The organism is Streptomyces fradiae ATCC 10745 = DSM 40063, from assembly GCF_008704425.1.
Taxonomy (GTDB): domain Bacteria; phylum Actinomycetota; class Actinomycetes; order Streptomycetales; family Streptomycetaceae; genus Streptomyces; species Streptomyces fradiae.
In genome coordinates, this window is sequence record NZ_CP023696.1 from 4,788,035 (window position 1) to 4,812,783 (window position 24,749).

Annotated in this window: 26 protein-coding genes; 13 read left to right on the forward strand and 13 right to left on the reverse strand. The window is 73.8% G+C overall.

Annotation, left to right across the window (positions count from 1 at the left end):
• Positions 1–20 precede the first annotated feature (20 nt).
• Complete coding sequence (gene meaB, locus CP974_RS21500) at positions 21–977, forward strand: methylmalonyl Co-A mutase-associated GTPase MeaB (protein WP_031129829.1); 957 nt, start codon at positions 21–23, stop codon at positions 975–977.
• A gap of 267 nt (positions 978–1,244) precedes the next feature.
• On the opposite strand, the gene CP974_RS21505 is transcribed toward meaB, so the two are convergent.
• The 4 genes from CP974_RS21505 to CP974_RS21520 all read right to left on the reverse strand — a co-directional run bounded on the left by CP974_RS21505 (position 1,245) and on the right by CP974_RS21520 (position 3,936).
• Positions 1,245–1,721: a MarR family winged helix-turn-helix transcriptional regulator gene (locus CP974_RS21505; protein WP_031129827.1), complete on the reverse strand. Its 477-nt coding sequence runs from the start codon at positions 1,719–1,721 to the stop codon at positions 1,245–1,247.
• 135 nt (positions 1,722–1,856) lie between these two features.
• Positions 1,857–2,651 carry an AIM24 family protein gene (locus tag CP974_RS21510; RefSeq protein ID WP_031129826.1) on the reverse strand — a complete coding sequence of 265 codons (795 nt, stop codon included), beginning with the start codon at positions 2,649–2,651 and terminating at the stop codon, positions 1,857–1,859.
• Positions 2,648–3,298, reverse strand: a complete 651-nt coding sequence (locus tag CP974_RS21515; RefSeq protein WP_031129825.1) for an AIM24 family protein — start codon at positions 3,296–3,298, stop codon at positions 2,648–2,650. The genes CP974_RS21510 and CP974_RS21515 overlap by 4 nt, the downstream gene beginning before the upstream one ends.
• Positions 3,298–3,936, reverse strand: a complete 639-nt coding sequence (locus CP974_RS21520; RefSeq protein ID WP_031129824.1) for an AIM24 family protein — start codon at positions 3,934–3,936, stop codon at positions 3,298–3,300. Before CP974_RS21520 ends, CP974_RS21515 begins: the two co-directional genes overlap by 1 nt.
• 185 nt (positions 3,937–4,121) lie before the next feature.
• On the opposite strand from CP974_RS21520, the gene CP974_RS21525 reads away from it, so the two are divergent.
• Both CP974_RS21525 and CP974_RS21530 read left to right on the forward strand, forming a co-directional pair.
• Positions 4,122–4,466 carry a DUF3817 domain-containing protein gene (locus CP974_RS21525; RefSeq protein ID WP_031129823.1) on the forward strand — a complete coding sequence of 115 codons (345 nt, stop codon included), beginning with the start codon at positions 4,122–4,124 and terminating at the stop codon, positions 4,464–4,466.
• Positions 4,463–4,753 carry an MTH1187 family thiamine-binding protein gene (locus CP974_RS21530; protein ID WP_031129822.1) on the forward strand — a complete coding sequence of 97 codons (291 nt, stop codon included), beginning with the start codon at positions 4,463–4,465 and terminating at the stop codon, positions 4,751–4,753. Before CP974_RS21525 ends, CP974_RS21530 begins: the two co-directional genes overlap by 4 nt.
• Positions 4,754–4,802: 49 nt before the next feature.
• Here the strand turns inward: CP974_RS21530 and CP974_RS21535 are convergent, their stop codons facing one another.
• The 3 genes from CP974_RS21535 to CP974_RS21545 are packed head-to-tail and all read right to left on the reverse strand — an operon-like array spanning position 4,803 to position 6,828.
• Entirely contained in the window at positions 4,803–5,504 is a 702-nt protein-coding gene (locus tag CP974_RS21535; protein WP_031129821.1) for a hypothetical protein, read from the reverse strand.
• Between the two features lie 5 nt (positions 5,505–5,509).
• Complete coding sequence (locus CP974_RS21540; protein ID WP_085921241.1) at positions 5,510–5,767, reverse strand: hypothetical protein; 258 nt, start codon at positions 5,765–5,767, stop codon at positions 5,510–5,512.
• On the reverse strand, positions 5,764–6,828 hold the full coding sequence (locus CP974_RS21545; protein WP_140160780.1) for a hypothetical protein: 1,065 nt from the start codon (positions 6,826–6,828) through the stop codon (positions 5,764–5,766). Before CP974_RS21545 ends, CP974_RS21540 begins: the two co-directional genes overlap by 4 nt.
• Before the next feature lie 191 nt (positions 6,829–7,019).
• Here CP974_RS21545 and CP974_RS21550 point away from each other — a divergent pair, with 191 nt between their 5' ends.
• From CP974_RS21550 to CP974_RS21565, 4 genes are all read left to right on the forward strand, one after another.
• Positions 7,020–7,529, forward strand: coding sequence for a MarR family winged helix-turn-helix transcriptional regulator (locus tag CP974_RS21550; RefSeq protein WP_031129817.1), 510 nt, complete (start codon positions 7,020–7,022; stop codon positions 7,527–7,529).
• Positions 7,530–7,606: 77 nt separating this feature from the next.
• Positions 7,607–7,939 (forward strand): DUF3817 domain-containing protein, encoded by a 333-nt coding sequence (locus CP974_RS21555; protein ID WP_031129816.1) that lies wholly within the window; start codon positions 7,607–7,609, stop codon positions 7,937–7,939.
• An 83-nt stretch (positions 7,940–8,022) separates the two neighbouring features.
• Positions 8,023–9,723, forward strand: a complete 1,701-nt coding sequence (gene icmA, locus CP974_RS21560) for a coenzyme B12-dependent isobutyryl-CoA mutase large subunit (protein WP_031129815.1) — start codon at positions 8,023–8,025, stop codon at positions 9,721–9,723.
• Between the two features lie 78 nt (positions 9,724–9,801).
• On the forward strand, positions 9,802–10,290 hold the full coding sequence (locus CP974_RS21565) for a GNAT family N-acetyltransferase (RefSeq protein ID WP_031129813.1): 489 nt from the start codon (positions 9,802–9,804) through the stop codon (positions 10,288–10,290).
• A 97-nt stretch (positions 10,291–10,387) separates the two neighbouring features.
• On the opposite strand, the gene CP974_RS21570 is transcribed toward CP974_RS21565, so the two are convergent.
• Positions 10,388–11,038, reverse strand: coding sequence for a TetR/AcrR family transcriptional regulator (locus CP974_RS21570; protein ID WP_085921242.1), 651 nt, complete (start codon positions 11,036–11,038; stop codon positions 10,388–10,390).
• Between the two features lie 229 nt (positions 11,039–11,267).
• On the opposite strand from CP974_RS21570, the gene CP974_RS21575 reads away from it, so the two are divergent.
• The 4 genes from CP974_RS21575 to CP974_RS21595 all read left to right on the forward strand — a co-directional run bounded on the left by CP974_RS21575 (position 11,268) and on the right by CP974_RS21595 (position 15,490).
• Positions 11,268–12,239, forward strand: a complete 972-nt coding sequence (locus tag CP974_RS21575; RefSeq protein WP_150485844.1) for a tetratricopeptide repeat protein — start codon at positions 11,268–11,270, stop codon at positions 12,237–12,239.
• 609 nt (positions 12,240–12,848) lie between these two features.
• Positions 12,849–13,523, forward strand: coding sequence for a DUF6230 family protein (locus tag CP974_RS21585; RefSeq protein ID WP_031129810.1), 675 nt, complete (start codon positions 12,849–12,851; stop codon positions 13,521–13,523).
• 94 nt (positions 13,524–13,617) lie between these two features.
• A complete protein-coding gene (locus tag CP974_RS21590) occupies positions 13,618–14,139 on the forward strand; it encodes a DUF6114 domain-containing protein (protein ID WP_031129809.1) in 522 nt (173 codons plus the stop codon).
• A complete protein-coding gene (locus tag CP974_RS21595) occupies positions 14,129–15,490 on the forward strand; it encodes a hypothetical protein (RefSeq protein ID WP_031129807.1) in 1,362 nt (453 codons plus the stop codon). Before CP974_RS21590 ends, CP974_RS21595 begins: the two co-directional genes overlap by 11 nt.
• 117 nt (positions 15,491–15,607) lie before the next feature.
• Here CP974_RS21595 and pyk read toward each other — a convergent pair whose 3' ends face one another.
• The 3 genes from pyk to pta form a co-directional block, all read right to left on the reverse strand.
• Positions 15,608–17,038 (reverse strand): pyruvate kinase, encoded by a 1,431-nt coding sequence (pyk, locus tag CP974_RS21600; protein WP_031129806.1) that lies wholly within the window; start codon positions 17,036–17,038, stop codon positions 15,608–15,610.
• A 122-nt stretch (positions 17,039–17,160) separates the two neighbouring features.
• Positions 17,161–18,363, reverse strand: coding sequence for an acetate kinase (locus CP974_RS21605; protein WP_031129804.1), 1,203 nt, complete (start codon positions 18,361–18,363; stop codon positions 17,161–17,163).
• Between the two features lie 143 nt (positions 18,364–18,506).
• Positions 18,507–20,597 (reverse strand): phosphate acetyltransferase, encoded by a 2,091-nt coding sequence (pta, locus tag CP974_RS21610; RefSeq protein WP_031136789.1) that lies wholly within the window; start codon positions 20,595–20,597, stop codon positions 18,507–18,509.
• 385 nt (positions 20,598–20,982) lie between these two features.
• Between pta and CP974_RS21620 the strand changes: the two genes are divergently transcribed.
• Both CP974_RS21620 and CP974_RS21625 read left to right on the forward strand, forming a co-directional pair.
• A complete protein-coding gene (locus CP974_RS21620; protein WP_069978051.1) occupies positions 20,983–22,008 on the forward strand; it encodes an ATP-dependent 6-phosphofructokinase in 1,026 nt (341 codons plus the stop codon).
• A gap of 323 nt (positions 22,009–22,331) precedes the next feature.
• The gene (locus CP974_RS21625) at positions 22,332–23,090 is read left to right on the forward strand and encodes a hypothetical protein (protein ID WP_037939922.1); all 759 of its coding nucleotides are present in this window, start codon (positions 22,332–22,334) and stop codon (positions 23,088–23,090) included.
• A 16-nt stretch (positions 23,091–23,106) separates the two neighbouring features.
• Here the strand turns inward: CP974_RS21625 and CP974_RS21630 are convergent, their stop codons facing one another.
• Together CP974_RS21630 and CP974_RS21635 are read right to left on the reverse strand one after the other, a co-directional pair.
• Positions 23,107–23,796 carry a helix-turn-helix domain-containing protein gene (locus CP974_RS21630; RefSeq protein WP_373276780.1) on the reverse strand — a complete coding sequence of 230 codons (690 nt, stop codon included), beginning with the start codon at positions 23,794–23,796 and terminating at the stop codon, positions 23,107–23,109.
• Positions 23,797–23,955: 159 nt separating this feature from the next.
• Positions 23,956–24,633, reverse strand: a complete 678-nt coding sequence (locus tag CP974_RS21635) for a response regulator (RefSeq protein ID WP_031136785.1) — start codon at positions 24,631–24,633, stop codon at positions 23,956–23,958.
• Positions 24,634–24,749: the final 116 nt, after the last annotated feature.

Sequence of the window (24,749 nt, forward strand, 5' to 3'; positions counted from 1 at the left end):
AGTAAGGAGCTCTGTACGAGATGGTGGACGTCCCCGCACTGGTCGCCCAGGCACGGGAGGGCCGGCCGCGTGCCGTGGCCCGGCTGATCTCGCTCGTGGAGGGGGCGTCCCCGCAGCTCCGTGAGGTGATGGCGGCGCTGGCCCCGCTGACGGGCAACGCGTACGTCGTCGGTCTGACGGGCTCGCCCGGCGTCGGCAAGTCCACGTCGACGTCGGCGCTGGTCTCCGCGTACCGCAGGGCCGGCAAGCGGGTCGGCGTGCTGGCGGTGGACCCGTCGTCGCCGTTCTCCGGCGGCGCGCTGCTGGGCGACCGGGTGCGGATGTCCGAGCACGCCTCCGACCCCGGGGTGTACATCCGCTCCATGGCCACCCGCGGGCACCTGGGCGGGCTCGCCTGGTCGGCCCCGCAGGCGATCCGCGTCCTGGACGCGGCCGGCTGCGACGTGGTGCTGGTGGAGACCGTCGGCGTCGGCCAGTCCGAGGTGGAGATCGCCTCGCAGGCCGACACCTCCGTGGTGCTGCTGGCGCCCGGCATGGGCGACGGCATCCAGGCGGCGAAGGCCGGCATCCTGGAGATCGGCGACGTGTACGTGGTGAACAAGGCGGACCGGGACGGCGCCGACGCGACCGCCCGCGAGCTGAACCACATGCTCGGCCTCGGCGAGGCCCGCGCGCCGGGCGACTGGCGGCCGCCGATCGTCAAGACGGTCGCCGCGCGCGGAGAGGGCGTCGACGAGGTCGTGGAGGCCCTGGAGAAGCACCGCGCGTGGATGGAGGAGCACGGCGTCCTCGCGGAGCGCCGCCGGGCCCGCGCCGCCCACGAGGTGGAGACCATCGCCGTCACGGCGCTGCGGGAGCGGATCGGCGACCTGCGCGGGGACCGGCGCCTGGACGCGCTGGCCGAGCGGATCACGGCGGGCGAGCTGGACCCGTACGCCGCCGCCGACGAGCTGGTGGCGGGCCTGACGGGCCGCTGAGGCGCCGCGGGGCGACCGCCTCTCGCGGGCGGCCGGCGGCAGTGCGGGTCCTCGGCCCTGTACGGCCCTCGGCCCTGTACGGCGAAGGCCCGCGCCGCGATCGGCCCGCGCCGAGAACGGCCCCGCCCCCGGAACCGGGGCGGGGCCGTTCTCGTGTCCGTGTCTGCCGCCGTCCCGGCGGTGGAGGGTCTGTCGGCGTGGCCCTCACCGGGGGAGTGGCGCCCCGCGGGGCAGCGCGGGGGCGTGGAGCGCTCGTAGGCGCTCGTGCTACGGCTTGCCGCGCAGTCCGCGCAGGTGCTCCGCGATGGGCCGCAGCGAGCCGTGCAGCCCGCTCAGCGCCTCGGGGGCGAGCTGGTCGATGAAGTGCCTGCGCACCGACTCCACGTGGTGCGGGGCCACCTTGCGCATGGTCTCCATGCCCTGGTCGGTGAGGACGGCGAACAGGCCGCGCCGGTCCGACTCGCAGTTCTCGCGGCGGACCATCCCGGCGTTCTCCATCCGGGTGATCTGGTGCGAGAGCCGGCTCTTGGACTGGAGCGTGGCGGCGGCGAGGTCGGTCATGCGCATCCGCCGCTCCGGTGACTCCGAGAGGTTCACGAGGATCTCGTAGTCGTTGTAGGTCAGGCCGAACGGCTGGAGATCTCGCTCCAGTTGGTAGGTCAGCAGTCGATTGACGTCCAGATAGGTGCGCCAGGCGCACTGCTCGTCATCGGTGAGCCACGGAATGGCCGTCTCGGTCTCCATATACGGATTCTACCTAAGATGTTGAAAGTTGGACGAAGTGAAGTGACGCCGCTTCGCTTCCCCGTCCCCCGTCCTCTCCCGCCCGCCCCGCAAGGGCGCAGGCGTTCGAGCGCGTCACACTCCGCAGACTACCGCTCACAGCCCGAAGCGACGCTGGAGGTCGCCCAGGTGGCCGGGAAGGCGCGGTACCCCCGCGGCCGGGCCGTGGCCGGAACCGTGCCCCGCGGGCGGCGCACCACCGGCCGGGACGCCCGGCTGGTGCGGAACGGTTCCCGTCCCGTGCTCCGCCATCAGCGCCTCCGACGACTGGAGCAGCACCGTCCCCGCCCCCACGAACTCGAACTGGTGCTCCTCGCCCGACGCCCCGCCGATCCCGGTCAGCGCCCGCACCCCGCCCAGCACGCCCGTCATGTACCCGTGGTCGTAGTGGTGGCACGGCGACGGGCAGTCGGCCCAGCCCACCAGCGCCTGCGGGTCCACCCGCAGCGGCGGCTCCATGAACACGACCGGCCCGTTGGACGCCGCCACGAACTTCCCCGTCCCGATCAGCGTCAGGAACCCCGGCACGATCGACTGCTTCAGCGCCAGCGACGGCTCGAAGGCCAGCAGGTTCCCCGCCCGGATCGTCAGGTTCCCCTCGTCCAGGTCGTACGAGTTCACGTCGAAGGCCCGGTCGGCCAGCAGCATCTTGCCGCTGCCCTCCGCCACCACCCAGTCGCCGGCGTGCATCGGCGAGTGGAAGCTGGTCCGCACCAGCCGGTCCAGCGCCCCGTGCCCCACGCCGTTGAAGGCGATGTCCCCGTAGTAGGCGATCATCTTCCCCTTCTGCAGGAACCACCGCGACCCCTTGAGGTCCACGCAGAAGGTGTACGGGTTGACGTTGTCGTCGCCCGGCAGGTTCGAGGGGTCGTACACCGCGGACGTGCTCACAGCTTCTCCTCCGACGCCTGGACGTACACCGCACCACTGCCGCTCAGCTCCAGCTGGAACGCCTCGCCCGAGCCGCGCCCCACCATGTCGCGCCAGCCCAGCGCGGTGGAGAGCCTGTTCCGTACGTCGCCGTGGTGCGCGACGTACGCCTGCGGGTCCACGTGGACCGGCCGCCCCGGCACGATCGGCAGCTCCAGCACCCCGCCGTGCGCCATCACCGCGACCGCGCCGTGGCCCCTGAGCGTCGTGGTGAACAGGCCCTGGCCCGTCACCTGGCCGCGCACCATGCCCATCACGCCGCCCTGCGACCCCATGAACATCGTGCCCTGCTCCAGCGTCCCGTCGAACGCCAGCAGCCGGTCCGCCTCCACGTACAGGGTGTCCCCGGCCAGCGCGATCACCTGCACGTGGTGGCCGCCGTGCCCGAACAGCACCGTGCCGTCGCCCTCGACCGTCATCAGCGGCGCCGCCTCGCCCGCCGCGCGCCGGCCCAGCATCGCCATGACGCCGCCCTGGCCTCCGGCGAGGTTCGGCGTGAAGGTGACGTTCCCCCGGTACGCGAGCATCGCGCCGCGCTGGCTGAACATCCGCTGCCCCGGCGCCACCACGGCCTCGACCATCTTGGAGTTGATCTCCCGGAACGGCATCAGACGTCCCCTCCCACCGTGTTGCGCTCGCTCGGCTGCACGTACACCAGGCCGTCGCCCTCGAACCGCATCTGGAACGCCTCGCCGCCGCCCTCGCCCAGCAGCGTGCGGAACGTCACACCCGACTGGAGGCTCTGCCGGAGGTTCCCCTGGTGCGCCACGTACGCGCCGGGGTCGACCGACAGCGGGTACGACGGCGACACGCGCAGCACGACCGCCGGGCCGTCCGACATGATCGCCACCTGCCCGGAGCCCTCGACCGTCGTCGTGAACAGGCCGGTGCCCGACGCGCCGCCGCGCAGCCCGGTGAACGTCGTGCCCGTGCGCAGCCCGCCGTCGGAGCAGAGCAGGTTGCTCGCCTCGACGTGCAGCGTGTCGCCGCGCACCGCCAGGAGCGTGATGTCGGAGGCCCGGTCGGCGAAGAAGCAGGTGCCCTGCCCCCGCACCTCCATGACCTCCATCTGCTCGCCGGTGAGCCGCCGGGTGACCATGCCGCGCAGGCCCTCGCCCCCGCCGCTCATCTTCTTGAAGGCCATCTCGCCCTCGTACGCGACCATCGAGCCGTTCTTCGCCCGGACCGTGTCGCCGGCGAGGTCGACGGCCAGGACCTTGCTGCCTTGGAGTCGGAAGGTTGCCACGGCCCGACGGTAGCCGCCCCGGCGCCCGAGCGGGACACCCTCCCCGCCGGCCGCCGCGGCGGCGCGGGGACGTGACGGGTCCGACTCCCGCCCCCTCGCCCCACCTGTTCGGCCACCTGACACAATGAGCGGACGCTTGTGCGCCCGTTCACAAGACCTATCCACACGCAGAGGTGCCAGTTCCCGTGGACATCAAGACCGCATCCGCCCTCCACCGTCTCCGGCTCGTCTCCGGCCCCGAGGCGGTCTCCTTCCTCGTGCTCCTCGTCTGCTCGGTGCTCAAGCGCACGACGGAGTTCAACGCCGTCCCCTTCATGGGCGCCGTCCACGGCTTCCTGTTCGTGGTCTACCTGGTCTTCTGGCTGGACGCCTGGAACAAGGCCAAGTGGGACCTGAAGACCGGCGTGCTGTTCTTCGCCCTGTCCGTGGTGCCCTTCGGCGGCTTCTACGCCGACCGCAAGCTGAAGCGCGCCGCCGACGACGCGGTGATCGCCTCCCGCGCCCGCCGCGAGGGGACGGTCGACGCGTGATCGTCGCCTTCTCCGTGACGCCGCTGGGCGTGGGCGAGGACGTCGGGGAGTACGTCGCCGAGGCCGTCCGCGTCGTCCGCGAGTCCGGCCTGCCGAACCGCACGGACGCGATGTTCACCTCCGTGGAAGGCGAGTGGGACGAGGTCATGGACGTCGTCCGCCGCGCGGTCGCCGCGGTGGAGGCCCGCGCCCCGCGCGTCTCCCTGGTCCTGAAGGCCGACATCCGCCCGGGCGTCACCGACGGCCTGACCTCCAAGGTCGAGACGATCGACCGCCACCTGGCCTGAGGCCTGACGCCTGCCCCGCCCGCGACCCCGCGGGCGGGGTGCTGCCGCCTCACCCGCAGCCGAGGGCCTTCCGGGCCGCCGTGTCGAACGCCGCGCTGAGGTCCTTGCGCGCGGGGAAGCCCGCGTCGGCGCGCTTCTCGGGGGTCCAGTAGTCGTTTTCGTCCCAGACGAAGTACGTCTGGCGGCCTCCGCACCGCGCGCGGGTGTAGTCGGTGTCCTTGAAGGCGGCGGTCAGGGCGGGGTGTCGCACGATCGCGAATCGCGCGAAGGGCCCCTCGCGCGGCTTCTCCGAGAACGCCGGGTCGCAGAACCAGCCGCCCCCGTCACGGGAGCCGGAGACCCGCTCCACCACCGTCCCGCCGCGCGGCCGCGGCAGTACGAACCCGTCGAGCCCGCAGACCGTGCCGAAGTCGGTCGCGGCGGCGGGTGACGCGCTGCTCGGCTCGCCCACCGCGACCGTGTCGGGCTCCGCGCAGCCGTGCCGCTCCACCAGCCCCCGGGCGGCCGACTCCAGGACCCGTGCGATCCCCGCCGGGTCGCCGTCGCCGTCGAGGACGGTAGCCCGCAGAACGGGCCGCTCGTCCTCGCCGGTCCGGGGGACGGCCTCCCGGCACGAGTCCGGCAGCAGCCCCCAGCCCCCGTATGCGTCCACCGCCCCTGCCGTACGCGAACCGGTCAGCAGGGCCTCGGAGCCCGAGACGCGCCACAGGCCCCGGTCGAAGGGGAAGCGCGACGACTCGTCCACCGGCATGAGGATCAGCGTCGTGCCCGGGCCCGAGCCCCAGCCTTCACCTGGCACGACCCGTGCACGGAGTCCTTGCCGATCACCGGATCGCCACCGCCCAGCGCCCGCTGCGCGTCGGCGGCGGCCACCCAGCCGTGGCACACCCGGTCGGGCCCGAAGGCGTTCGTCGTCTTCCCGAGCAGGACGCCGCCCGCCAGCAGTGCCAGTGCGACGAGTGGCACGCCGCCCCAGCGCAGCAGGGGTGAACGGGCCGGACTTGCGCCTGTCATCGGCCCTCCCCGACGCCGGAGCAGCCGAACGACGGGCGGACCTTCTCGACGAAGGACCGGAACTGCTGCGCGTCCCTCGGTGCGGCGGGCTCGTCCCACGACCGGAGTTGCTGCGTTCCGATCTCCATGGCGAAGTACGTCTCCTTGCCCTCGCATGTGGCCACGACGTGCGTGGCGTCGAAGCCCGTGACGGCCCAGCCGTCGATCGGCGACTCCTCGGAGTACGCCTTCGACTGCTTGATGCCGCCGATCACGACGGGGTCCTGGACGACCGAGTACGTGGCGAAGCCGCTGCCCCGGTCCCGGTCGCCGGAGTCGTCGTCCTGGCCGTGCTCCAGGGCCACGAAGCACGTCCAGAGCGGCCCGCGCGCGGCGGGCGCGATCTCGCGGACCTTCCGGGCCTGCCCGGTCGACCCGGCGGGCAGGGAGAACCCGGGCACGCCGCACAGCCTGCCGGCATCGGCGTCCCGCTCCACCGGCGTGGCACCGATGCCCGGGGGCGCCTTGAGCCGGTCGGCGTCGCACTTCGTGTGGTCCATCAGCCGGTTCGCCGCGTCCACCGCGAGCGCGGCGAGGCCCACGCGGTCGGCGGAGCCTTCCCTGCTCATGAGGCTGACGTTCACCCTCACGGACTCGCCGTCCAGGCACGCGGGCGGAAGCCACACCCACGCCTTGCGGTCCTTCTCCACGCCGCCGCTGGCCGGGCCGGAGAAGTAGGTGACCGCGGCCTGCTCGGGCCCGCCGCCCGTGAACGCCTCGTCTCCCCGGTCGCGGGTGGTGTAGAGATGCATCTCCAGGTCCGGGGAGCCGGGGAGGGCGGAGGTGTTGTCGAGCCAGCAGTCGAAGGCCGCCTCGCCCGGTCGCGGCGCCGCGTCGCCGTCGTCGGAGACCCGGCCCGTCCGCGAGAACGCCGCCTCGGCGGCCCGCGCGGACACCAGCCCGCCGCACAGCTCGTCGTCACCGAGCACGTTCGTGTTGTACGAGACGTGCACAAAGATGCCGACGAGCGCGAGTGACACCAGCGGTACCGCGATCTTCCACCGTCGTGAGGTTCTCCCCATGGCCGCCGTGTCTCCCCCGAGCGTCGATCCGAGCTGCTGATGTGCCGCGTACGGCAGTGCCCCAAGCTACCGAAGGCCCATGTCGCGTCCGTGAGCGGGCGAGTCACGGGTGAGGGACCCCGCCCCGGCCGGGGGCGACCGAGGCGTGAGACCGGGCTGACCGGCATGTGACCACTCGGTAAGGTCATGGCGTGCCGAAGCCGCTCAGTCTCCCCTTCGACCCCATCGCCCGCGCCGACGAGCTCTGGCGGCAGCGCTGGGGCCCGGTCCCGCCGATGGCCGCGATCACCTCGATCATGCGCGCCCACCAGATCCTGCTGGCCGAGGTCGACGCCGTGGTCAAGCCGTACGGGCTGACGTTCGCGCGGTACGAGGCGCTGGTGCTGCTGACCTTCTCCAAGGCGGGCGAGCTGCCCATGTCGAAGATCGGCGAGCGGCTCATGGTCCACCCCACGTCGGTGACGAACACGGTGGACCGGCTGGTCCGCTCCGGGCTCGTGGCCAAGCGGCCGAACCCCAACGACGGGCGCGGCACGCTCGCGTCCATCACGGACAAGGGCCGCGAGGTGGTCGAGGCCGCCACGGCCGACCTGATGGCCATGGACTTCGGCCTCGGCGCGTACGACGCGGAGGAGTGCGGGGAGATCTTCGCGATGCTCCGGCCGCTGCGGGTGGCGGCGGGGGACTTCGCGGAGGGGTAGCGGAGGGGCGGCCGAGGGGCGGCCGAGGGGGAGGGGCGCGCGAAGATCGCCCGGATCGGGTGGTTACGCTCGATGCCATGAAATCCAGCGTGCTGACCCGCTACCGGGTGATGGCCTACGTGACCGCCGTCATGCTGCTCGTGCTCTCCACCTGCATGGTCTTCAAGTACGGGTTCGACATGGGCGAGGACGTCACCTTCGCGGTGTCCCAGACCCACGGCGTCCTCTACATCATCTACCTGGTCTTCGCCTTCGACCTGGGCTCCAAGGCCCGCTGGCCGTTCGGCAAGCTCCTGTGGGTGCTGCTGTCGGGCACGATCCCCTTCGCCGCCTTCTTCGTCGAGCGCAAGGTGGCCGCCGAGGTGAAGCCGCTGGTCAGCGGCGCCGCTCCGGCCCCCGCCAAGGCCTGACGGGAGTCCCCGCCGCCGGGTGTGACGCGCGCCCGGCGGTCAGCCGTCGACATTTACTTGGACGTCCTAGTAAATTCGAGGGTATGGACGCTGACGCCATCGAGGAAGGCCGCCGACGCTGGCAGGCCCGTTACGACGCCGCCCGGAAGCGCGACGCCGACTTCACCACGCTCTCCGGCGACCCCGTGGAGCCCGTCTACGGGCCCCGGCCCGGCGACACCTACGACGGCTTCGAGCGGATCGGCTGGCCCGGTGAGTACCCCTTCACCCGCGGCCTGTACCCGACCGGCTACCGCGGCCGCACCTGGACCATCCGCCAGTTCGCCGGCTTCGGCAACGCCGAGCAGACCAACGAGCGGTACAAGATGATTCTCGCGGCGGGCGGCGGCGGCCTCTCGGTCGCCTTCGACATGCCGACGCTCATGGGCCGCGACTCCGACGACCCCCGCTCCCTGGGCGAGGTCGGCCACTGCGGCGTCGCCATCGACTCCGCCGCCGACATGGAGGTCCTCTTCAAGGACATCCCGCTCGGCGACGTCACCACGTCGATGACGATCAGCGGCCCGGCCGTACCGGTCTTCTGCATGTACCTCGTCGCCGCCGAGCGCCAGGGCGTCGACCCGGGCGTCCTCAACGGCACGCTCCAGACGGACATCTTCAAGGAGTACATCGCCCAGAAGGAGTGGCTGTTCGAGCCGGAGCCCCACCTGCGCCTCATCGGCGACCTGATGGAGCACTGCGCCCGCCACATCCCGGCGTACAAGCCGCTGTCCGTCTCCGGCTACCACATCCGCGAGGCCGGCTCGACGGCCGCGCAGGAGCTGGCGTACACCCTCGCGGACGGCTTCGGCTACGTCGAGCTGGGCCTCTCCCGCGGCCTGGACGTGGACGTCTTCGCACCCGGCCTCTCCTTCTTCTTCGACGCGCACGTCGACTTCTTCGAGGAGATCGCCAAGTTCCGCGCCGCCCGCCGCATCTGGGCCCGCTGGCTGAAGGAGGTCTACGGCGCCCGGACCGACAAGGCGCAGTGGCTCCGCTTCCACACCCAGACCGCCGGCGTCTCGCTGACCGCGCAGCAGCCGTACAACAACGTCGTCCGCACGGCCGTCGAAGCCCTCGCGGCGGTCCTCGGCGGCACCAACTCGCTCCACACCAACGCCCTCGACGAGACCCTGGCGCTCCCCTCCGAGCAGGCCGCCGAGATCGCGCTGCGCACCCAGCAGGTGCTGATGGAGGAGACCGGCGTCGCCAACGTCGCCGACCCGCTGGGCGGTTCCTGGTACGTGGAGCAGCTCACCGACCGCATCGAGGCCGACGCCGAGAAGATCTTCGACCAGATCAAGGAGCGCGGCCTGCGCGCCCACCCCGACGGGCGGCACCCCATCGGCCCGATCACCTCCGGCATCCTGCGCGGCATCGAGGACGGCTGGTTCACCGGCGAGATCGCCGAGGCGGCCTTCCGCTACCAGCAGTCCCTGGAGAAGGGCGACAAGCGGGTCGTCGGCGTCAACTGCCACACCGGCTCGGTCACCGGCGACCTGGAGATCCTGCGGGTCAGCCACGAGGTCGAGCGGGAGCAGGTGCGCGCCCTCGCCGACCGCAAGGACCGCCGCGACGACGCGCGGGTCCGCGCCGCGCTCGACGCGATGCTGGCCGCCGCGCGGGACGGCTCGAACATGATCGAGCCGATGCTCGACGCCGTACGGGCCGAGGCCACGCTCGGCGAGATCTGCGACGCCCTGCGCGACGAGTGGGGCACGTACACCGAGCCCGCCGGCTTCTGACCGGTCCGGGCCCGCCGGGGGCGGGTGGGAAACCCCTCGCCCCCGGTGGCCCCGGCGGGCATCCTGGAGCGCGTGCGCATCGAGATCCGTGAGGCGACCGCCGGCGACTGGCCGGCGGTCTGGCCCTTCTTCCACGCCATCGTCGCCGCCGGCGAGACCTTCACCTACCCGCCGGAGCTCGGCGCCGAGGAGGCGCGGGGCTGGTGGATGCCGGAGCCGCCGAACCGCACGGTCGTCGCCGTCGACGCGGCCGGCGCGGTCGTCGGCACGGCCAAGATGAACCGCAACCAGGCCGGCAACGGCGCCCACGTCGCCAGCGCCAGCTACATGGTCGACCCGGCGCACGGCGGGCGCGGCGTCGGCCGGGCGCTCGTGGAGGACAGCCTCCGGTGGGCGAAGGCCGCCGGCTTCCGGGGCATGCAGTTCAACGCGGTCGTCGAGACCAACGCCCACGCGGTGCGGCTCTACGAGGAGCTGGGCTTCCGCATCGTCGGCACCGTCCCGGAGGCCTTCCGCCACCCGGTGCTGGGGTACACGGGGCTGCATGTGATGTACCGGCCGCTCTGACGGCCGGGTCCTCGCGCCGCCGGGTCCTCGCGCCCCCGGGCGCTCTCGCGTCCGCGCCGGGGGCCGGTGCCGGGGCGCCGGGCTCCGGCCGGGGGCCTCAGTCGCCGGCCGCCCCGAGGCCGCCGAGGAGCAGGGCCGTGAAGCGCCGGACCCACTCGGCGTCGACGGGCCGGCCGCTGACCAGGGCACGGTGCACCACGGCGCCGGCGATCACGTCGAAGACCAGGTCGTCGACGGCGCTCCCCGCCCCCGGCGGGCCGCCCTCGGGCGCCGCCGGGAGCTCCCCGCGGGCCTGGGCGCGCGCCCGGCCCTCCAGGACCAGGCGCTTCTGGCGCTCCACGATGGAGGCCCCGATGCGGGCGCGCAGCGCCTCGTCGCGGGTCGACTCGGCGACGACGGCCATCAGCGCCGTCTTGGCCTCGGGCCGTTCGAGGAGCGCGGCGAACTGCCGCACGACGCCCTCGACGTCCGCGGCGAGACTGCCCCGGTCGGGCAGCTCCAGCTCGTCGAAGAGGACGGCGACGGCGTCCACGACCAGCTCGTTCTTCCCGGGCCAGCGCCGGTAGAGGGTGGTCTTGGCGACACCGGCGCGGGTGGCCACGTCGCTCATCGACAGCCCGGACCAGCCGAGTTCGACCAGGGCGGCGCGGGTGGCCTCCAGGATCGCGGTGTCCGCCGCCGCGCTGCGCGGACGCCCGGGGCGGCCGGGCCGTCCGGCGGTGGGGGAAAGGGGGTGGCGGCGGCGCATGACGGCGACCATACCGGCGGGTAGCCTCACCGGCCCCGGTGTCGTACGTGTGAGCCAGTTCACCCGGCCCGCCATCCCGGTGCGGCGGCGGCGCAGATACGCTACGAGGCGTAGCGAAAGGCCCGCGCGGCCCGCAGCGACGACCACCGGCACCGGGTGGGGACCCGGAGCCAACACGGCTTGTGCCGTGACTTACCGGTTACGCGCGCGGAAGGGGGAGGATGTACCCATGCAGCCTAGGAACATGTCCATGAGCGGCGTCGTCGACCTCGCCGCGGTGAAGGCGGCCGGAGAGGCCAAGGCGAAGGCGGAGAAGGCGCGAGCGCAGGCGGCCCGGCAGGGTGGCACGGGTGCCGTGCCGCCGGCGGCGCTGGTGATCGATGTCGACGAGGCCGGCTTCGAGCGCGATGTCATCCAGCGCTCCGCCGAGGTGCCGGTCGTCATCGACTTCTGGGCCGAGTGGTGCCAGCCCTGCAAGCAGCTCGGACCCCTGCTGGAGCGGCTGGCCGTCGAGTACGGCGGCCGCATCCTGCTGGCGAAGGTCGACGTCGACGCCAACCAGATGCTGATGCAGCAGTTCGGGATCCAGGGCATCCCGGCGGTGTTCGCGGTGGTGGCCGGCCAGGCCCTGCCGCTCTTCCAGGGGGCGGCGCCGGAGCCGCAGATCCGCGAGACCCTCGACCAGCTCGTCCAGGTCGCCGAGCAGCGCTTCGGCCTGACGGGCCTGACCGTCGACGGCGACGCGGCGGCGCCGGGCGCGCAGGCCGAAGCGGTGCCGGCCGGCCCGTACGACGCGCTGCTGGAGGCGGCGGTGCGGGCGCTGGACTCCGACGACATCCCCGGCGCCGTCCAGGCGTACAAGAACGTCCTGGTGGACGACCCGGAGAACCCGGAGGCCAAGCTGGGCCTCGCCCAGGCCGAACTGCTCGGCCGGGTCCGCGAGATGGACCCGCAGGCGGTCCGCAAGAGCGCCGCCGACGACCCGGCGGACGTGCCGGCGCAGCTCGCCGCCGCCGACCTCGACCTCGTGGGCGGCCATGTCGAGGACGCCTTCGGGCGGCTGGTCGACACGGTGCGGCGCACGGCCGGGGACGACCGGAACGCCGCGCGGGTGCGGCTTCTGGAGCTGTTCGAGGTCATCGGCCAGGAGGACCCGAGGGTGATCAAGGCCCGCGGCGACCTGGCCCGCGTGCTGTTCTGACCCTCGCCCCCGAGGGCGGCTCCTCCGGCGGACCGGGGGGCGGACCGGAGGGCGGGTCAACGGACTCCAGGCGGCCGCGCTTTGCCAAATCTTGGCAAACGCGGCCGCTGTTACTTCCAGTAAGTCAACGCCGTCCTTATGTCCCTCTATCGCGGCCGAAATCTCCTTTCGCCCGACCAGTCGGTGGCACCGTGCGTACCCGCGCGGCGGCGCCCCGTCGCGCCCGTTTCACCGGCCCGCTACCAGTCGGTAACGAACCCTCTTGTGCCCTGCGGCCGAATGGACCACGATCGGCCACGCTCGGTCCGACACCGCACCAGCCCGGCAACCAGCCGCGCCGCGGGGTCGGGTCCCCACCGGGTGGGCCGGGGCGTGACGCGCCGGCCGAGGACAGGGGGGTTCCTGCTCATCGGCAGGGCCTGTCCGACGGGCCGCGCGGACGCCTGCGCCGAGCGGCCGGTGGTTGTCGCTCGGGGGTGGTCGCCGGTGATCCGGACGCGGTACGCGCCCGATCCGCGGGCGTTCCCCTTCCCGAGGACGTAGCACTTCTCCCATCCCGGGCGGCCTTCGGGCCCCGCCCGGAGATGTACGTCCGAGAAGGAGGAATCTATGCAGTCCCAGGTTCGCGGTGGGACCAGATGGAAGCGGTTCGCCGTCGTCATGGTGCCCAGCGTGGCCGCGACGGCCGCGATCGGCGTCGGCCTGGCCCAGGGGGCGCTCGCGGCGTCGTTCGCGGTCTCCGGCCAGGAGTTCAAGGTCACGGCCGACCATCTGTACGGTGAGGGCTTCGCCCAGTACGGCGGCGTCGACATGGGCTACGCCAACGTGAAGGAAGGCGACCAGCTCGTTCCGCGCCCGGTCGCCATCTCGACCTTCAGGAACGCCACCATCACCAAGATGTGCCAGTCGGTCGTCACGCCCGACGTCCCGGTCTTCGGCAAGATCACGCTGAGGCTGGAGGCCGGTCCGGGGCCGGCGGCGGAGCAGAAGGTCCAGGCGACCAACCTGTACCTCGACGTCACCGACCTCGACGCCGACGCCGAGTTCAGGAACATCGACATCGGCGTGGCGGCGAAGGACACCGCGGAGGGCACGCGCTTCGGCAAGGGCCCGGCGGTCAAGGACCGGAACATCAACCAGAACGGCTTCGCCCAGCAGGCGGAGACGGCGACCCTCACGAACGTGAAGCAGAAGGCCTGGGCGACCACGGCCGGCACGTTCAAGCTGAGCGGTCTGAAGATGCGCCTGCACAAGGGCGACGGCCCCAAGGTCGAGTGCTACTGACCGGTGGTCCGTGCGGACGGGCGCGGGACCCGCGAGGCGACCGCGCCCGCCCGTCTCCCTCCTCACACAGCAACACCAGTTCCAGGGAGCTTCCATGAGCGCCGTGTCGCCGGAGCAGAACGAGCACTTCACCCGCGTCCTCAGGCGGCGGTTCCGTGACTGGCGGGGCAGCCGGCCCTTCTGGGCGGGCCTGTTCACCCTGCTGGGCGGAATACCGATCGCCTACTTCCCGTACGCGACCCTCCAGCTCGGGCAGATGACCCTCTCGATGGCGACGACCGCGGGCTCCGGGTCGCTGATCATCGGCGTCCTGCTGGTCACCCTGGGCCTGACCATGTGGTTCCAGCAGGCCGTGCGGGTCTTCGCCGGGGTCGCGGCCATCCTGCTCGCCCTCGTGTCCATCCCCGTGGCCAACCTGGGCGGGTTCGCCGTCGGCTTCCTCATGGCCCTCGTCGGCGGGGCGCTCTCCCTCTCCTGGGCGCCCGGGGAGCCGGAGGCCGGGCAGGCCGCGGGGGAGCGGCACCGCGCGGACGGCACGCCGGAGCCGGCCGGCGCGCCCGCGTACGACACCGAGACGACGCTCGACGCCAACGGCGGGAGGAACAGTGCGGGGTGACGAGACACAGCCGGCGGCGCACGGCGGCGGGGCCGCGGGCACGAGACGGGGTCCGCGTCACGCGGCCCCCCGCAAGTCGCTGCTGAGCAAGCTCCAGGCACCGGCCGGGAAGGCGCTGGCGCTGGCCGCGATGCCCACGGCCGTGCTCGTCGGCATGAGCCTCACCCAGCGCCCGGCGCTGGCGGACGACAAGGACATCCCCTTCGCGCCGGGCCCGTGCGTGACGCAGCCGGACGAGCCGGCCGGGTCGCGGGAGCCCGAGCCGCGCCCGTCCCCGTCCGGTCCGGCGTCCGCCTCGCCGGGCGCCTCCCCCTCGCCGTCCGCGACCGGCGGTGGCGGGGGCGGTACGGAGACGGAGGCGCCGACCGGGGAGCCTTCGGCGGGCGGGACGACCGGGCCGGCGAGGGAACCGGCCGGGGACGCGCGACCGGGCGCCTCCCCGTCCGCGGGCCCGAGCCCCTCGCCCACCGCGTCCCGCCACCCGCTGGACCCGCTGGGCGTGGGGGAGGCCGTCAGGGACCTCCTCACCGGACTGACGGGCCATCAGGAGCCGTCCGGGTCCGCGGTGCCGCCCGCTCCGGCACCGGCTCCCACCGCCACCGCCGCGCCCTCGCGGGACGCGGGCGGCACGGACGCCGACGCGCCCGCGACGGCGCCCGGGGCCCCGCCCGTGCTCGCCGGCAGGGCGGGGGACCAGGCGGTGGACCAGACCGCGGGCACGACGCGGGACAAGACGGCGGACCGGACCGAGGAGGCCATCAGGGAGGCCGCCGAGCGGGCCGGCGCCGAGGTCGAGGAGCTGTCCGAGGACGCCAAGGGGCTTCAGCCCAGGAAGGACCGGGACGTCCCGGACGGCGCCAAGCCGCGCTTCCCGTGCCCGACCCCCGACCCCCAGGCCCTCGCCGACGCCGAGCTGGAGCCCGGAATCCCGCTGGTGGCGGACGACCCGTGGCGGCTGGAGAGCACCATGCTCACCCTGCGCGGGCTGAAGTACCACGGCGTCGTCGAGGTCCGGACCGGCGGCGGCACGGTCAAGAAGGCCCTGAAGTTCACCGCGTCCGAGGTGGACATCAAGGACCTGCACCAGCTCACCGTGCACAGCGAGGGCCGCACCGGGCACGTGACGTCCCGGCCGGGCACCACGTCCACGATCCGGGGCGGCACGGTGACGATGTACACCGAGGAGCTGAAGGGCAACCTCTTCGGCCTCATCCCCATCACGTTCAGCCCGGCGACCCCGCCCCCGCTGGACGTGCCCTTCGCCTTCTTCACCGACGTCCAAGTCGTCCAGGCGGCCCAGTTCGGCGGCACCCTCACCGTGCCGGGGCTGGGCAACTACGTCGAGGGGTGATGCCCTCGCGGGGCGCGTCGCGCCGCCGGGGCGCGCGGGCATGCCCGAGGGCGGCGCCCCTGACCGCGGGGTGCCGCCCTCGTCGCGTACGGGACCCGGCGCCGGGCCGGGCCGGTGTCAGGCCGTCTTGTTGCTGCCCAGGTGGTGGACCCGGACCATGTTGGTGGTGCCGGGGACGCCGGGCGGCGAGCCGGCCGTGATGATCATGGTGTCGCCCGCGTTGTACCGCTGGAGCTTCAGCAGCTCGGCGTCGACCAGGTCGACCATCGCGTCGGTGTTGTCCACGTGCGGGACGACGAAGGACTCGACGCCCCAGCTCAGGGTGAGCTGGTTGCGGGTGGACGCGTCCGTCGTGAACGCCAGGATCGGCTGCGTCGCGCGGTAGCGGGACAGGCGGCGGGCCGTGTCACCGGACTTGGTGAAGGCGATCAGGGCCTTGCCGTGCAGGAAGTCCGCGATCTCGGCCGCCGCGCGGGCCACCGAACCGCCCTGCGTGCGCGGCTTCTTGCCGGGGACGAGCGGCTGGAGGCCCTTGGAGAGCAGCTCCTCCTCCGCGGCGGTCACGATCTTCGACATCGTCTTGACCGTCTCGATCGGGTACGCGCCCACGGACGACTCCGCCGACAGCATGACCGCGTCGGCGCCGTCGAGGATCGCGTTCGCCACGTCGGACGCCTCGGCGCGGGTCGGGCGCGAGTTGGTGATCATCGACTCCATCATCTGGGTCGCGACGATCACCGGCTTGGCGTTGCGGCGGCACAGCTCGATGAGCCGCTTCTGCACCATGGGGACCTTCTCGAGCGGGTACTCGACGGCCAGGTCGCCGCGGGCCACCATCACGCCGTCGAACGCCATCACGACGTCCTGCATGTTGGCGACGGCCTGCGGCTTCTCCACCTTCGCGATGACCGGGACCCGGCGGCCCACCTCGTCCATCACCCGGTGGACGTCCTTGACGTCGTCGGCGTCCCGGACGAAGGAGAGCGCGACCATGTCGCAGCCCATCCGCAGGGCGAACCGCAGGTCCTCGACGTCCTTCTCGGAGAGCGCCGGCACGTTCACCGCGGCGCCGGGGAGGTTGATGCCCTTGTGGTCGGAGATGACCCCGCCCTCGATGACGATGGAGCGCACCCGCGCGCCCTCGACCTCCAGGACCTTCAGCTCGACGTTGCCGTCGTTGATGAGGATCTGGTCGCCCTTGGCCACGTCGCCGGGAAGGCCCTTGTACGTGGTGCCGCAGATCGACTTGTCGCCGGGGACGTCCTCGGTGGTGATGGTGAACTCGTCCCCGCGGACCAGCTCGACCGGGCCCTCGGCGAAGGTCTCCAGGCGGATCTTCGGGCCCTGGAGGTCCGCGAGGACACCGACGGCCTGGCCCGTGTCCTCGGCGGCCCGCCGAAGGCGGTGGTACCGCTCCTCGTGCTCAGTGTGGGTGCCGTGGCTCATGTTGAAACGGGCCACGTTCATGCCGGCCTCGATGAGAGCTTTCAGCTGCTCGTAGGAGTCGACGGCGGGGCCCAGTGTGCAGACGATTTTGGAACGGCGCATAAGGCGATCCTATCGGTTTGTTTCTGTGCGGAATATTCCGGCCGGCGGAATGTACAAATGGGCGGACTGCCGCTCAGTCGAGTTAAGCGGGACGCGTTGTTGTTTCCCGTTGTTTCCCGGTTTCAGTTGTTTACCAGCGAGTAGGTCTGCCGTGCGATCTCCAGCTCCTCGTCGGTCGGGACGACCGCGACCGCGACGCGGGCGCCCGCGGGCGAGATCAGCCGGGGCTCGCCGGACCGGACGGCGTTGAGCTCGGCGTCCACCGAGAGGCCCAGCGGTTCCAGGCCCTCCACGGCAGCTTCCCGCACGGCGGCGGCGTTCTCACCCACACCCGCCGTGAACACCACCGCGTCCACCCGCCCGAGCACCGCGATGTACGCCCCGATGTACTTCTTCAGCCGGTGCACGTAAATGTCGAACGCGAGCTTCGCCCGCTCGTCGCCCTCCTCGATTCGGCGGCGGATCTCCCGCATGTCGTTGTCCCCGCACAGCCCGACGAGTCCGCTCCGCTTGTTCAGCAGTTCGTCGACCTCGTCGACCGACATCCCCGCCACCCGCCGCAGGTGGAAGGTGACCGCCGGGTCCACGTCCCCGGACCGGGTGCCCATGACCAGTCCCTCCAGCGGGGTCAGCCCCATCGACGTGTCCACGCAGGCCCCGCCGGCCACCGCCGAGGCGGACGCCCCGTTGCCCAGGTGCAGCACGATCACGTTCACCTCGGACGGGTCCCTGCCCAGCAGCCGCGCCGCCTCCCGCGAGACGTACGCGTGCGAGGTGCCGTGGAAGCCGTACCGGCGGATGCGGTGGGCGTCGGCGGTCTCCGTGTCGATGGCGTACCGGGCGGCGTACTCCGGCATCGTCGTGTGGAACGCCGTGTCGAAGACGGCCACCTGCGGCAGGTCCGGGCGCAGCGCCCGCGCCGTCCGGATGCCCGTGATGTTCGCGGGGTTGTGCAGCGGCGCGACCGGGACGAGGCGCTCGATCTCCGCCAGCACCTCGTCCGTGATCACCGTGGGCTCGGTGAAGCGCAGTCCGCCGTGGACGACGCGGTGGCCGATGGCCGCCAGCTCGGGCGAGTCCAGCCCCAGCCCGTCGGCGGCCAGCTCCGCGGCGACCGCCTTCAGCGCCGCCTCGTGGCTCGCCATCGGCGCGGTCCGCTCGCGCCGCTCGCCGTCCGGCGCGGTGTGCACCAGGCGCGAGACGCGCTCGCCGATCCGCTCCACCAGCCCGGCGGCCGGGCGGGAGCCGTCGCGCATGTCGAGGAGCTGGTACTTCAGCGACGAGGAACCGGAGTTGAGGACGAGGACACGGTGGGCGCTGGTCACGGGTGCGGTGCTTTCTGTGGGACGGGCGGGGCGCGGAGGGTGCGGAGGCGGGCTTCGCCGGGGCGGGCCGCCGGGCCCGCGACCGGGGGCGGGCCGGGGCGGGCGCGGGGCGAGTCGGGGGCGTACGGGAGGGGCGGGCGGTGTCAGGAGGAGGGGGTGTGCGGGGCGGTGGCCTGGGCCTGGATGGCGGTGATGGCCACGGTGTTCACGATGTCGCTGACGAGGGCGCCGCGCGACAGGTCGTTGACCGGCTTGCGCAGGCCCTGGAGCACCGGGCCGACCGCCACGGCGCCCGCCGAGCGCTGCACGGCCTTGTACGTGTTGTTGCCGGTGTTCAGGTCCGGGAAGATCAGCACGGTGGCCCGGCCCGCCACCTCCGACCCCGGCAGCTTCGTCGCCGCGACGGACGGCTCCACGGCGGCGTCGTACTGGATCGGGCCCTCGATCTTCAGCTCCGGGTGCGCCGCGCGGACCAGCTTGGTCGCCTCGCGCACCTTGTCCACGTCCGCGCCCGAGCCCGAGGTGCCGGTCGAGTACGACAGCATCGCGATCCGCGGCTCCACGCCGAACCGCGCGGCCGTCGCCGCGGACTGGACCGCGATGTCCGCGAGCTGCTCGGCGTCCGGGTCCGGGTTGACCGCGCAGTCGCCGTACACCAGCACCTCCTCGGCGAGGCACATGAAGAAGACCGACGACACGATCGACGCGTCCGGCTTCGTCTTGATGATCTCGAACGCGGGGCGGATCGTCGCCGCCGTCGAGTGCACCGACCCCGACACCATGCCGTCGGCGAGGCCCTCCTCGACCATCAGGGTGCCGAAGTAGTTGACGTCCGACACCACGTCGTACGCCAGCTCCACCGAGACGCCCCTGTGGGCGCGGAGCGCCGCGTACCGCTCCGCGAAGCGCTGCCGCAGCTCGGACTCGGCCGGGTCGATCAGCTGCGCGCCGGACAGGTCGATGCTCAGGTCGGCGGCCTTCCTGCGGATCGCGTCCGGGTCGCCGAGCAGCGTCAGATCGCACACGTCCCGGCGGATCAGCACGTCGGCGGCGCGCAGCACCCGCTCCTCCCCGCCCTCCGGCAGGACGACCCGGCGGCGGTCGGCGCGCGCCTGCTCCAGCAGCTCGTGCTCGAACATCATCGGCGTGACCCGGCCGCTGCGCGCCACGGACAGCCGCTTCACCAGGTCCGCCGAGTCCACGTGCCGCTCGAACAGGCCGAGCGCCGTCTCCGCCTTGCGCGGGGTCGCCGCCGTCATCTTGCCCTCCAGCGCGAACAGCTCCTGCGCGGTGGGGAAGCTGTTGCCGCTGACCGCGAGCACCGGCGTGCCCGGCGCGAGGCGGGCGGCCAGGGTCAGGACGGCCTCGCTGGGCTGCTCGTTCAGCGTCAGCAGGACGCCGGCGATCGGCGGCGTACCCGCCGAGTGCGCCGCCAGCGCGCCCACCACCAGGTCGGCGCGGTCGCCGGGGGTGACGACCAGGCAGCCGGGGGTCAGCGCGGCCAGGAAGTTCGGCAGCGTCGCCCCGCCGAAGACGAAGTCCAGGGCGTCGCGGGCCAGCCCCGAGCCGTCGCCGAGCACCACGCGGGCGCCGAGCGCGTGGCTGATCTGCGCCACCGTCGGCGCCGAGAGCGAGGCGTCGTCCGGCAGCACGTAGCACGGCACGGGCAGCCGGGCCCCGAGCCGTTCGGCTATCGCCTCCCGGTCCCGCGCCGCGACCCGGTTCACCACCATCGCGAGGACGTCGCAGCCGAGCCCGTCGTACGCGCGGAACGCGTTGCGCGCCTCGGCCCGCACCGCGTCGGCCTCCCGTCCCTTGCCGCCGACGACCGGGATGACGGACGCGCCGAACTCGTTGGCCAGACGGGCGTTGAGCGCCAGCTCGTCCGGGAGCTGCGTCGCCGCGTAGTCCGTGCCGAGGACGAGGACGACCTCGTACTCCCGGGCCACCGCGTGGAAGCGGTCCACCAGGCGGGAGACGAGCGCGTCGGTGCCCTGCTCGGCCTGGAGCGCCGCCGCCTGCGCGTAGTCCATGCCGTACACGGCGGCCGGGTCCTGCGACAGCCGGTAGCGGGCCCGCAGCAGTTCGAAGAGGCGGTCGGGCCCGTCGTGCACGAGCGGCCGGAACACCCCCACCCGGTCCACCTGGCGGGTGAGGAGCTCCATCACTCCCAGCTCGACGACCTGGCGGCCGTCCCCGCGCTCGATCCCGGTCACGTACACGCTGCGCGCCACGCCGTGGTCTCCTGTCCGTCAAGCGAGTGTGCGACTTGTGCTCCGTATGGGCGGAAAAACACCTCCCGAGAGGTGGCCATACCCTCTTGACAGTACCTCTGCGAGTGGGTAAAGCGCTTGCCGGGTGCCGGTCGGGCCCGCGCGGCAGGGCGGGCGGGGGGAGCGGGGCCCGTGGGACAATTCGGGTGACGTCGTGGGGCCGCCGGACGGCGCCCGCCGGGGACGCTCGTACGGTGTCCGCGGGGCGCTCGCGGGGCGCCGGTCCGGGGCCCGGCCCCGCTCCTCGTCCGCCCCCGTCCGCTCCTTCGTCCGTTCCCTCGTCCGACCCCGGCCCCCACCCCGACCCCCAGCCCCCCGGCCCCTACCGAGCAGGAGACACAGCACGATGCGCATCGGAGTCCTCACCGCAGGCGGCGACTGCCCCGGACTGAACGCCGTGATCCGCTCGGTCGTGCACCGCGCGCTGACCGGCTACGGCGACGAGGTCATCGGCTTCGAGGACGGGTTCAAGGGCCTCCTCGACGGCTACTTCCGCCCCCTCGACCTGAACGCGGTCAGCGGCATCCTCGCGCGGGGCGGCACCATCCTCGGCTCCGCCCGTCTGGAGCGCGCCCGCCTCCGGGAGGCCGCCGAGAACTGCGCCGAACTGCAGCGCCGGTACGGCATCGACGTGCTCATCCCGATCGGCGGCGAGGGCACGCTGACGGCGGCCCGCATGCTCTCCGACGCGGGCATGCCGGTGGTCGGCGTCCCCAAGACCATCGACAACGACATCTCGGCGACGGACCGCACCTTCGGTTTCGACACGGCCGTGATGGTCGCCACGGAGGCCATAGACCGACTGAAGACCACGGCCGAGTCGCACCAGCGCGTGATGGTCGTGGAGGTGATGGGGCGGCACGCCGGGTGGATCGCCCTGGAGTCCGGCATGGCGGGCGGCGCGCACGGCATCTGCCTGCCGGAGCGGCCCTTCCAGGTGGACGACCTGGTCAAGATGGTCGAGGAGCGCTTCGCGCGGGGCAAGAAGTTCGCCGTCGTCTGCGTCGCGGAGGGCGCGCACCCGGCGGAGGGGTCGATGGAGTACCGCAAGGGCGAGATCGACCAGTACGGCCACGAGCGGTTCCAGGGCATCGGCACGCGGCTCGCCAAGGAGCTGGAGAAGCGCCTCGGCAAGGAGGCCCGGCCCGTGATCCTCGGCCACGTCCAGCGCGGCGGCACCCCCACCGCGTACGACCGCGTCCTCGCGACCCGGTTCGGCTGGCACGCGGTGGAGGCCGCGCACCGGGGCGACTTCGGGCGGATGACCGCGCTGCGGGGCACGTCCATCACGATGGCGCCGCTCGCGGACGCGACGACACGGCTGAAGACGGTCCCCGAGGACCGGATGCTGGAGGCGGAGTCCGTCTTCTGACCGGCCCGGCCCGGCCCGCTCGGTCCGTGCCGCTCGGTTCCGGTCCGGTCCGGTCCGGTGGTGCGGGTCGGTCGGGGTCCGGTCGGTCGCGGTCCGGTCGGGCCCGGCCCACGGCGCACGTCGGGCGGCCCGGCCGTGCCCTTCGTCAGGCCGGGGCCGCTCCGGTGTTCTCGCCACCGGCCGGCATGCCGTCCCGTCGGGCCGGCGCCGTGCCCGGCGGCTGAAAACCACCCTTGAGCGCCCCCGCCGTTTGAACAAGGCTGGGGGCTTGTCCCGGACATGTCCGGACCGGGGCCGGGGCGGGCGAGGAAAGGGAGCGGCGGATGGCCGACGCGGAGCGGGCTCCGGGCGTCGAGGGGGAGCACCCGGCCGGGGACGCGGCCCCCGCGGTCCCCGCCGGCCCCGCGGACCCCTCGGCTCCGGCGGAATCCGCAGAGCCCGTACGTCCCGAGGGCGCCGCGCAACCCGTACGTCCCGAGGACCCCGCGGAACCCGTACGTCCCGAGGGCGCCGCGCAACCCGTACGTCCCGAGGGCGCCGCGGAGTTCCTGGACTCGACCGGCCCCGAGCGCGTGGCCGACCCCCCGGCCTCCGCGGGCCCCGGGGGGTTCGCGGACCCCGTGGCCCCCGCGGACCGGGCCGCCGCGTCCGGGACCGACCTGCCGGCGGAGCGGCGGGGGCGGGACCTCCGGGCGTGGGCCGGGCGGCTCCTGGTGCCCGTGGTGGGGGTGGCCGCGCTGGCCGCGGCGCTGCTCTCCATCGCCTCGTATCTCGGCGGCGACGGGGACGGCCCCCGCCCGCCGGTCGCGTCCGCCTCCCCGCGGCCCACCGCGCCGGGCGGCGTGCCCGCGCCGCAGGGCGGTGCCCCCGAGCCGTCGGCCGCCGCCGCACCGGGTGACGAGACTCCTGCCCGGCAGGCCGCCGCCGCGCGGGCGGTCGGGGGTCCCGTCGGGGCGCGCGCTCCGCACTCCGGGCTCCGCACCGACGGGCGGCTCGGGCAGCGCGGCGCCCGGATGGCCCGGTCCGACCACGCCGGGGCCGCGGCGGCCGAGGCCGGGGCGGCCCGCGCGTCGGCTCCCTGAGCCGCGCCCGCCGGGCCTACTCGCCGGCCAGCGCCCAGAAGTGCTCCAGTACGCGGTCCAGGTACTCCCGCCCCGCCGCCTCCCCGTCGCCGCCGTCCTGGTCGCTCCAGCCGTACGTGGCGGCCGTCCGCGCCTGGTAGCCGGCGTGCAGCCGCTGGAGGACGTCCTCCAGCCGGTCCCGGCCCAGCGGCACGAGCTTCGCGGCCGGGCGGACGTGGGCCTGCCAGCGGGTGGTGACCGCGTCACGCAGCAGCTCGGCCAGCTCGGCGTCCCGCCCGGTGGCGCTCACCAGCTCCCGCGGCCCCAGCCCGAGGGCCCGAGCGAGGGCGGAGGTCTGCCGGTCGTTGCCGCTCCACTGGCCGGTTTCCTCCATCCGCGCGTACGACCGGGGGTCGAGGCCGACCCGCCGCGCCAGGTCGTCGGGGCTCAGGCCCCGCCCGACGCGGTACTCCCGCAGGGTCGTCACGGCGGCGAGCAGGTCCTCCGGCGAGCACCACAGCACCCCGGCGAGGGCGGTCAGCTCCCGCGCGTCGGGGCGGGCGGTGCCGCGCTCCCAGGCGACGACGGTCTCCGGGGCGATGCTCAGCCCGTACTGGGCGCGCAGCCCGTAGGCGACATGGCCGGGGGTCATGCCCAGGCCCTCGCGGAGGCGGCGCGCGGACGGGGCGTGGAAGGGGGGCGTGGGGGCGGTGGGTCTCGGATGCACGCGCACAAACTAGAGCCGGCTCGTCACCCTTGGCTACGGTTCGTTCGAAGAGCGGACGATGTTGGAGGAAAGTCCATGCCGCCCCCGAGGGGGCGCCGGGGCGCCCGGACGGCGCCGGTCGCCGCACTCCGCGGGGTCGGCGCCGCCCCCGCGGCCGGGTCAGCGGCCGGCCGCCGCCGGGAGCCACCGGTACCGCAGCTCCGGGCGCCCGACCTGGCCGTACCGGGGGCTGCGCTCCGCCCGCCCGGCGGTCACCAGGTGCTCCAGGTACCGGCGGGCGGTGATCCGGGAGATCCCGACGGCGGCGCCGGCCTCGGCGGCGGTCAGCCCGCCGGACGCCGCGCGCAGGGCGACGGTCACGGCGGCGAGGGTCGGGCCGCTCAGCCCCTTGGGCGGTGCGGCGGGCTGCGGGGCGCGCAGCGCGGCGAGCGCCCGGTCCACCTCGTCCTGCCCGGACGCCTCTCCCACGGCCGCGCGGAACTCGGCGTACCGGGCCAGCCGGTCCCGCAGCGTGGCGAACGTGAACGGCTTCAGCACGTACTGCACGACGCCCAGCGACACGCCCTCCCGCACGACCGCGAGGTCCCGCGCGGACGTCACGGCGATGACGTCGGCCCCGTGCCCGGCGGCCCGCAGCCCGCGCAGGAGGTGCAGGCCGTGGCCGTCGGGCAGGTACAGGTCGAGGAGGATCAGGTCGACCGGCGCGCGCTCCAGCAGCCGTACGGCGGCGGCGCGCGAGTGGGCGACCCCGACGACGTGGAAGCCGGGCACGCGCCCCGCGTACAGGGCGTGGGCGTCGGCGGCGACCGGGTCGTCCTCGACGACCAGCACCCGGATGCTTCCGGCGCCCGCCCCGGCCCCGCCCGCACCGGCACCCGCCCCGGCCCCGCCCGCACCGGCCCCGCCCGCACCGGCACCCGCCCCGGCGCCGCCCGTACCGGCGCCCGCCCCCG

Excerpts from the sequence above, each read along its gene's own strand:
- CP974_RS21515 (WP_031129825.1), bottom strand. The coding sequence starts at position 3,298 with ATGCCGTTCCGGGAGATCAACTCCAAGATGGTCGAGGCCGTGGTGGCG.
- CP974_RS21620 (WP_069978051.1), top strand. The coding sequence starts at position 20,983 with ATGCGCATCGGAGTCCTCACCGCAGGCGGCGACTGCCCCGGACTGAAC.
- icmA (WP_031129815.1), top strand. The coding sequence starts at position 8,023 with ATGGACGCTGACGCCATCGAGGAAGGCCGCCGACGCTGGCAGGCCCGT.
- CP974_RS21535 (WP_031129821.1), bottom strand. The coding sequence starts at position 5,504 with ATGCCGGTGGACGAGTCGTCGCGCTTCCCCTTCGACCGGGGCCTGTGG.
- CP974_RS21625 (WP_037939922.1), top strand. The coding sequence starts at position 22,332 with ATGGCCGACGCGGAGCGGGCTCCGGGCGTCGAGGGGGAGCACCCGGCC.
- CP974_RS21585 (WP_031129810.1), top strand. The coding sequence starts at position 12,849 with ATGCAGTCCCAGGTTCGCGGTGGGACCAGATGGAAGCGGTTCGCCGTC.
- meaB (WP_031129829.1), top strand. The coding sequence starts at position 21 with ATGGTGGACGTCCCCGCACTGGTCGCCCAGGCACGGGAGGGCCGGCCG.
- CP974_RS21545 (WP_140160780.1), bottom strand. The coding sequence starts at position 6,828 with ATGGGGAGAACCTCACGACGGTGGAAGATCGCGGTACCGCTGGTGTCA.
- CP974_RS21575 (WP_150485844.1), top strand. The coding sequence starts at position 11,268 with ATGCAGCCTAGGAACATGTCCATGAGCGGCGTCGTCGACCTCGCCGCG.
- CP974_RS21555 (WP_031129816.1), top strand. The coding sequence starts at position 7,607 with ATGAAATCCAGCGTGCTGACCCGCTACCGGGTGATGGCCTACGTGACC.
- CP974_RS21505 (WP_031129827.1), bottom strand. The coding sequence starts at position 1,721 with ATGGAGACCGAGACGGCCATTCCGTGGCTCACCGATGACGAGCAGTGC.
- CP974_RS21540 (WP_085921241.1), bottom strand. The coding sequence starts at position 5,767 with ATGACAGGCGCAAGTCCGGCCCGTTCACCCCTGCTGCGCTGGGGCGGC.
- CP974_RS21590 (WP_031129809.1), top strand. The coding sequence starts at position 13,618 with ATGAGCGCCGTGTCGCCGGAGCAGAACGAGCACTTCACCCGCGTCCTC.
- pyk (WP_031129806.1), bottom strand. The coding sequence starts at position 17,038 with ATGCGCCGTTCCAAAATCGTCTGCACACTGGGCCCCGCCGTCGACTCC.
- CP974_RS21570 (WP_085921242.1), bottom strand. The coding sequence starts at position 11,038 with ATGCGCCGCCGCCACCCCCTTTCCCCCACCGCCGGACGGCCCGGCCGC.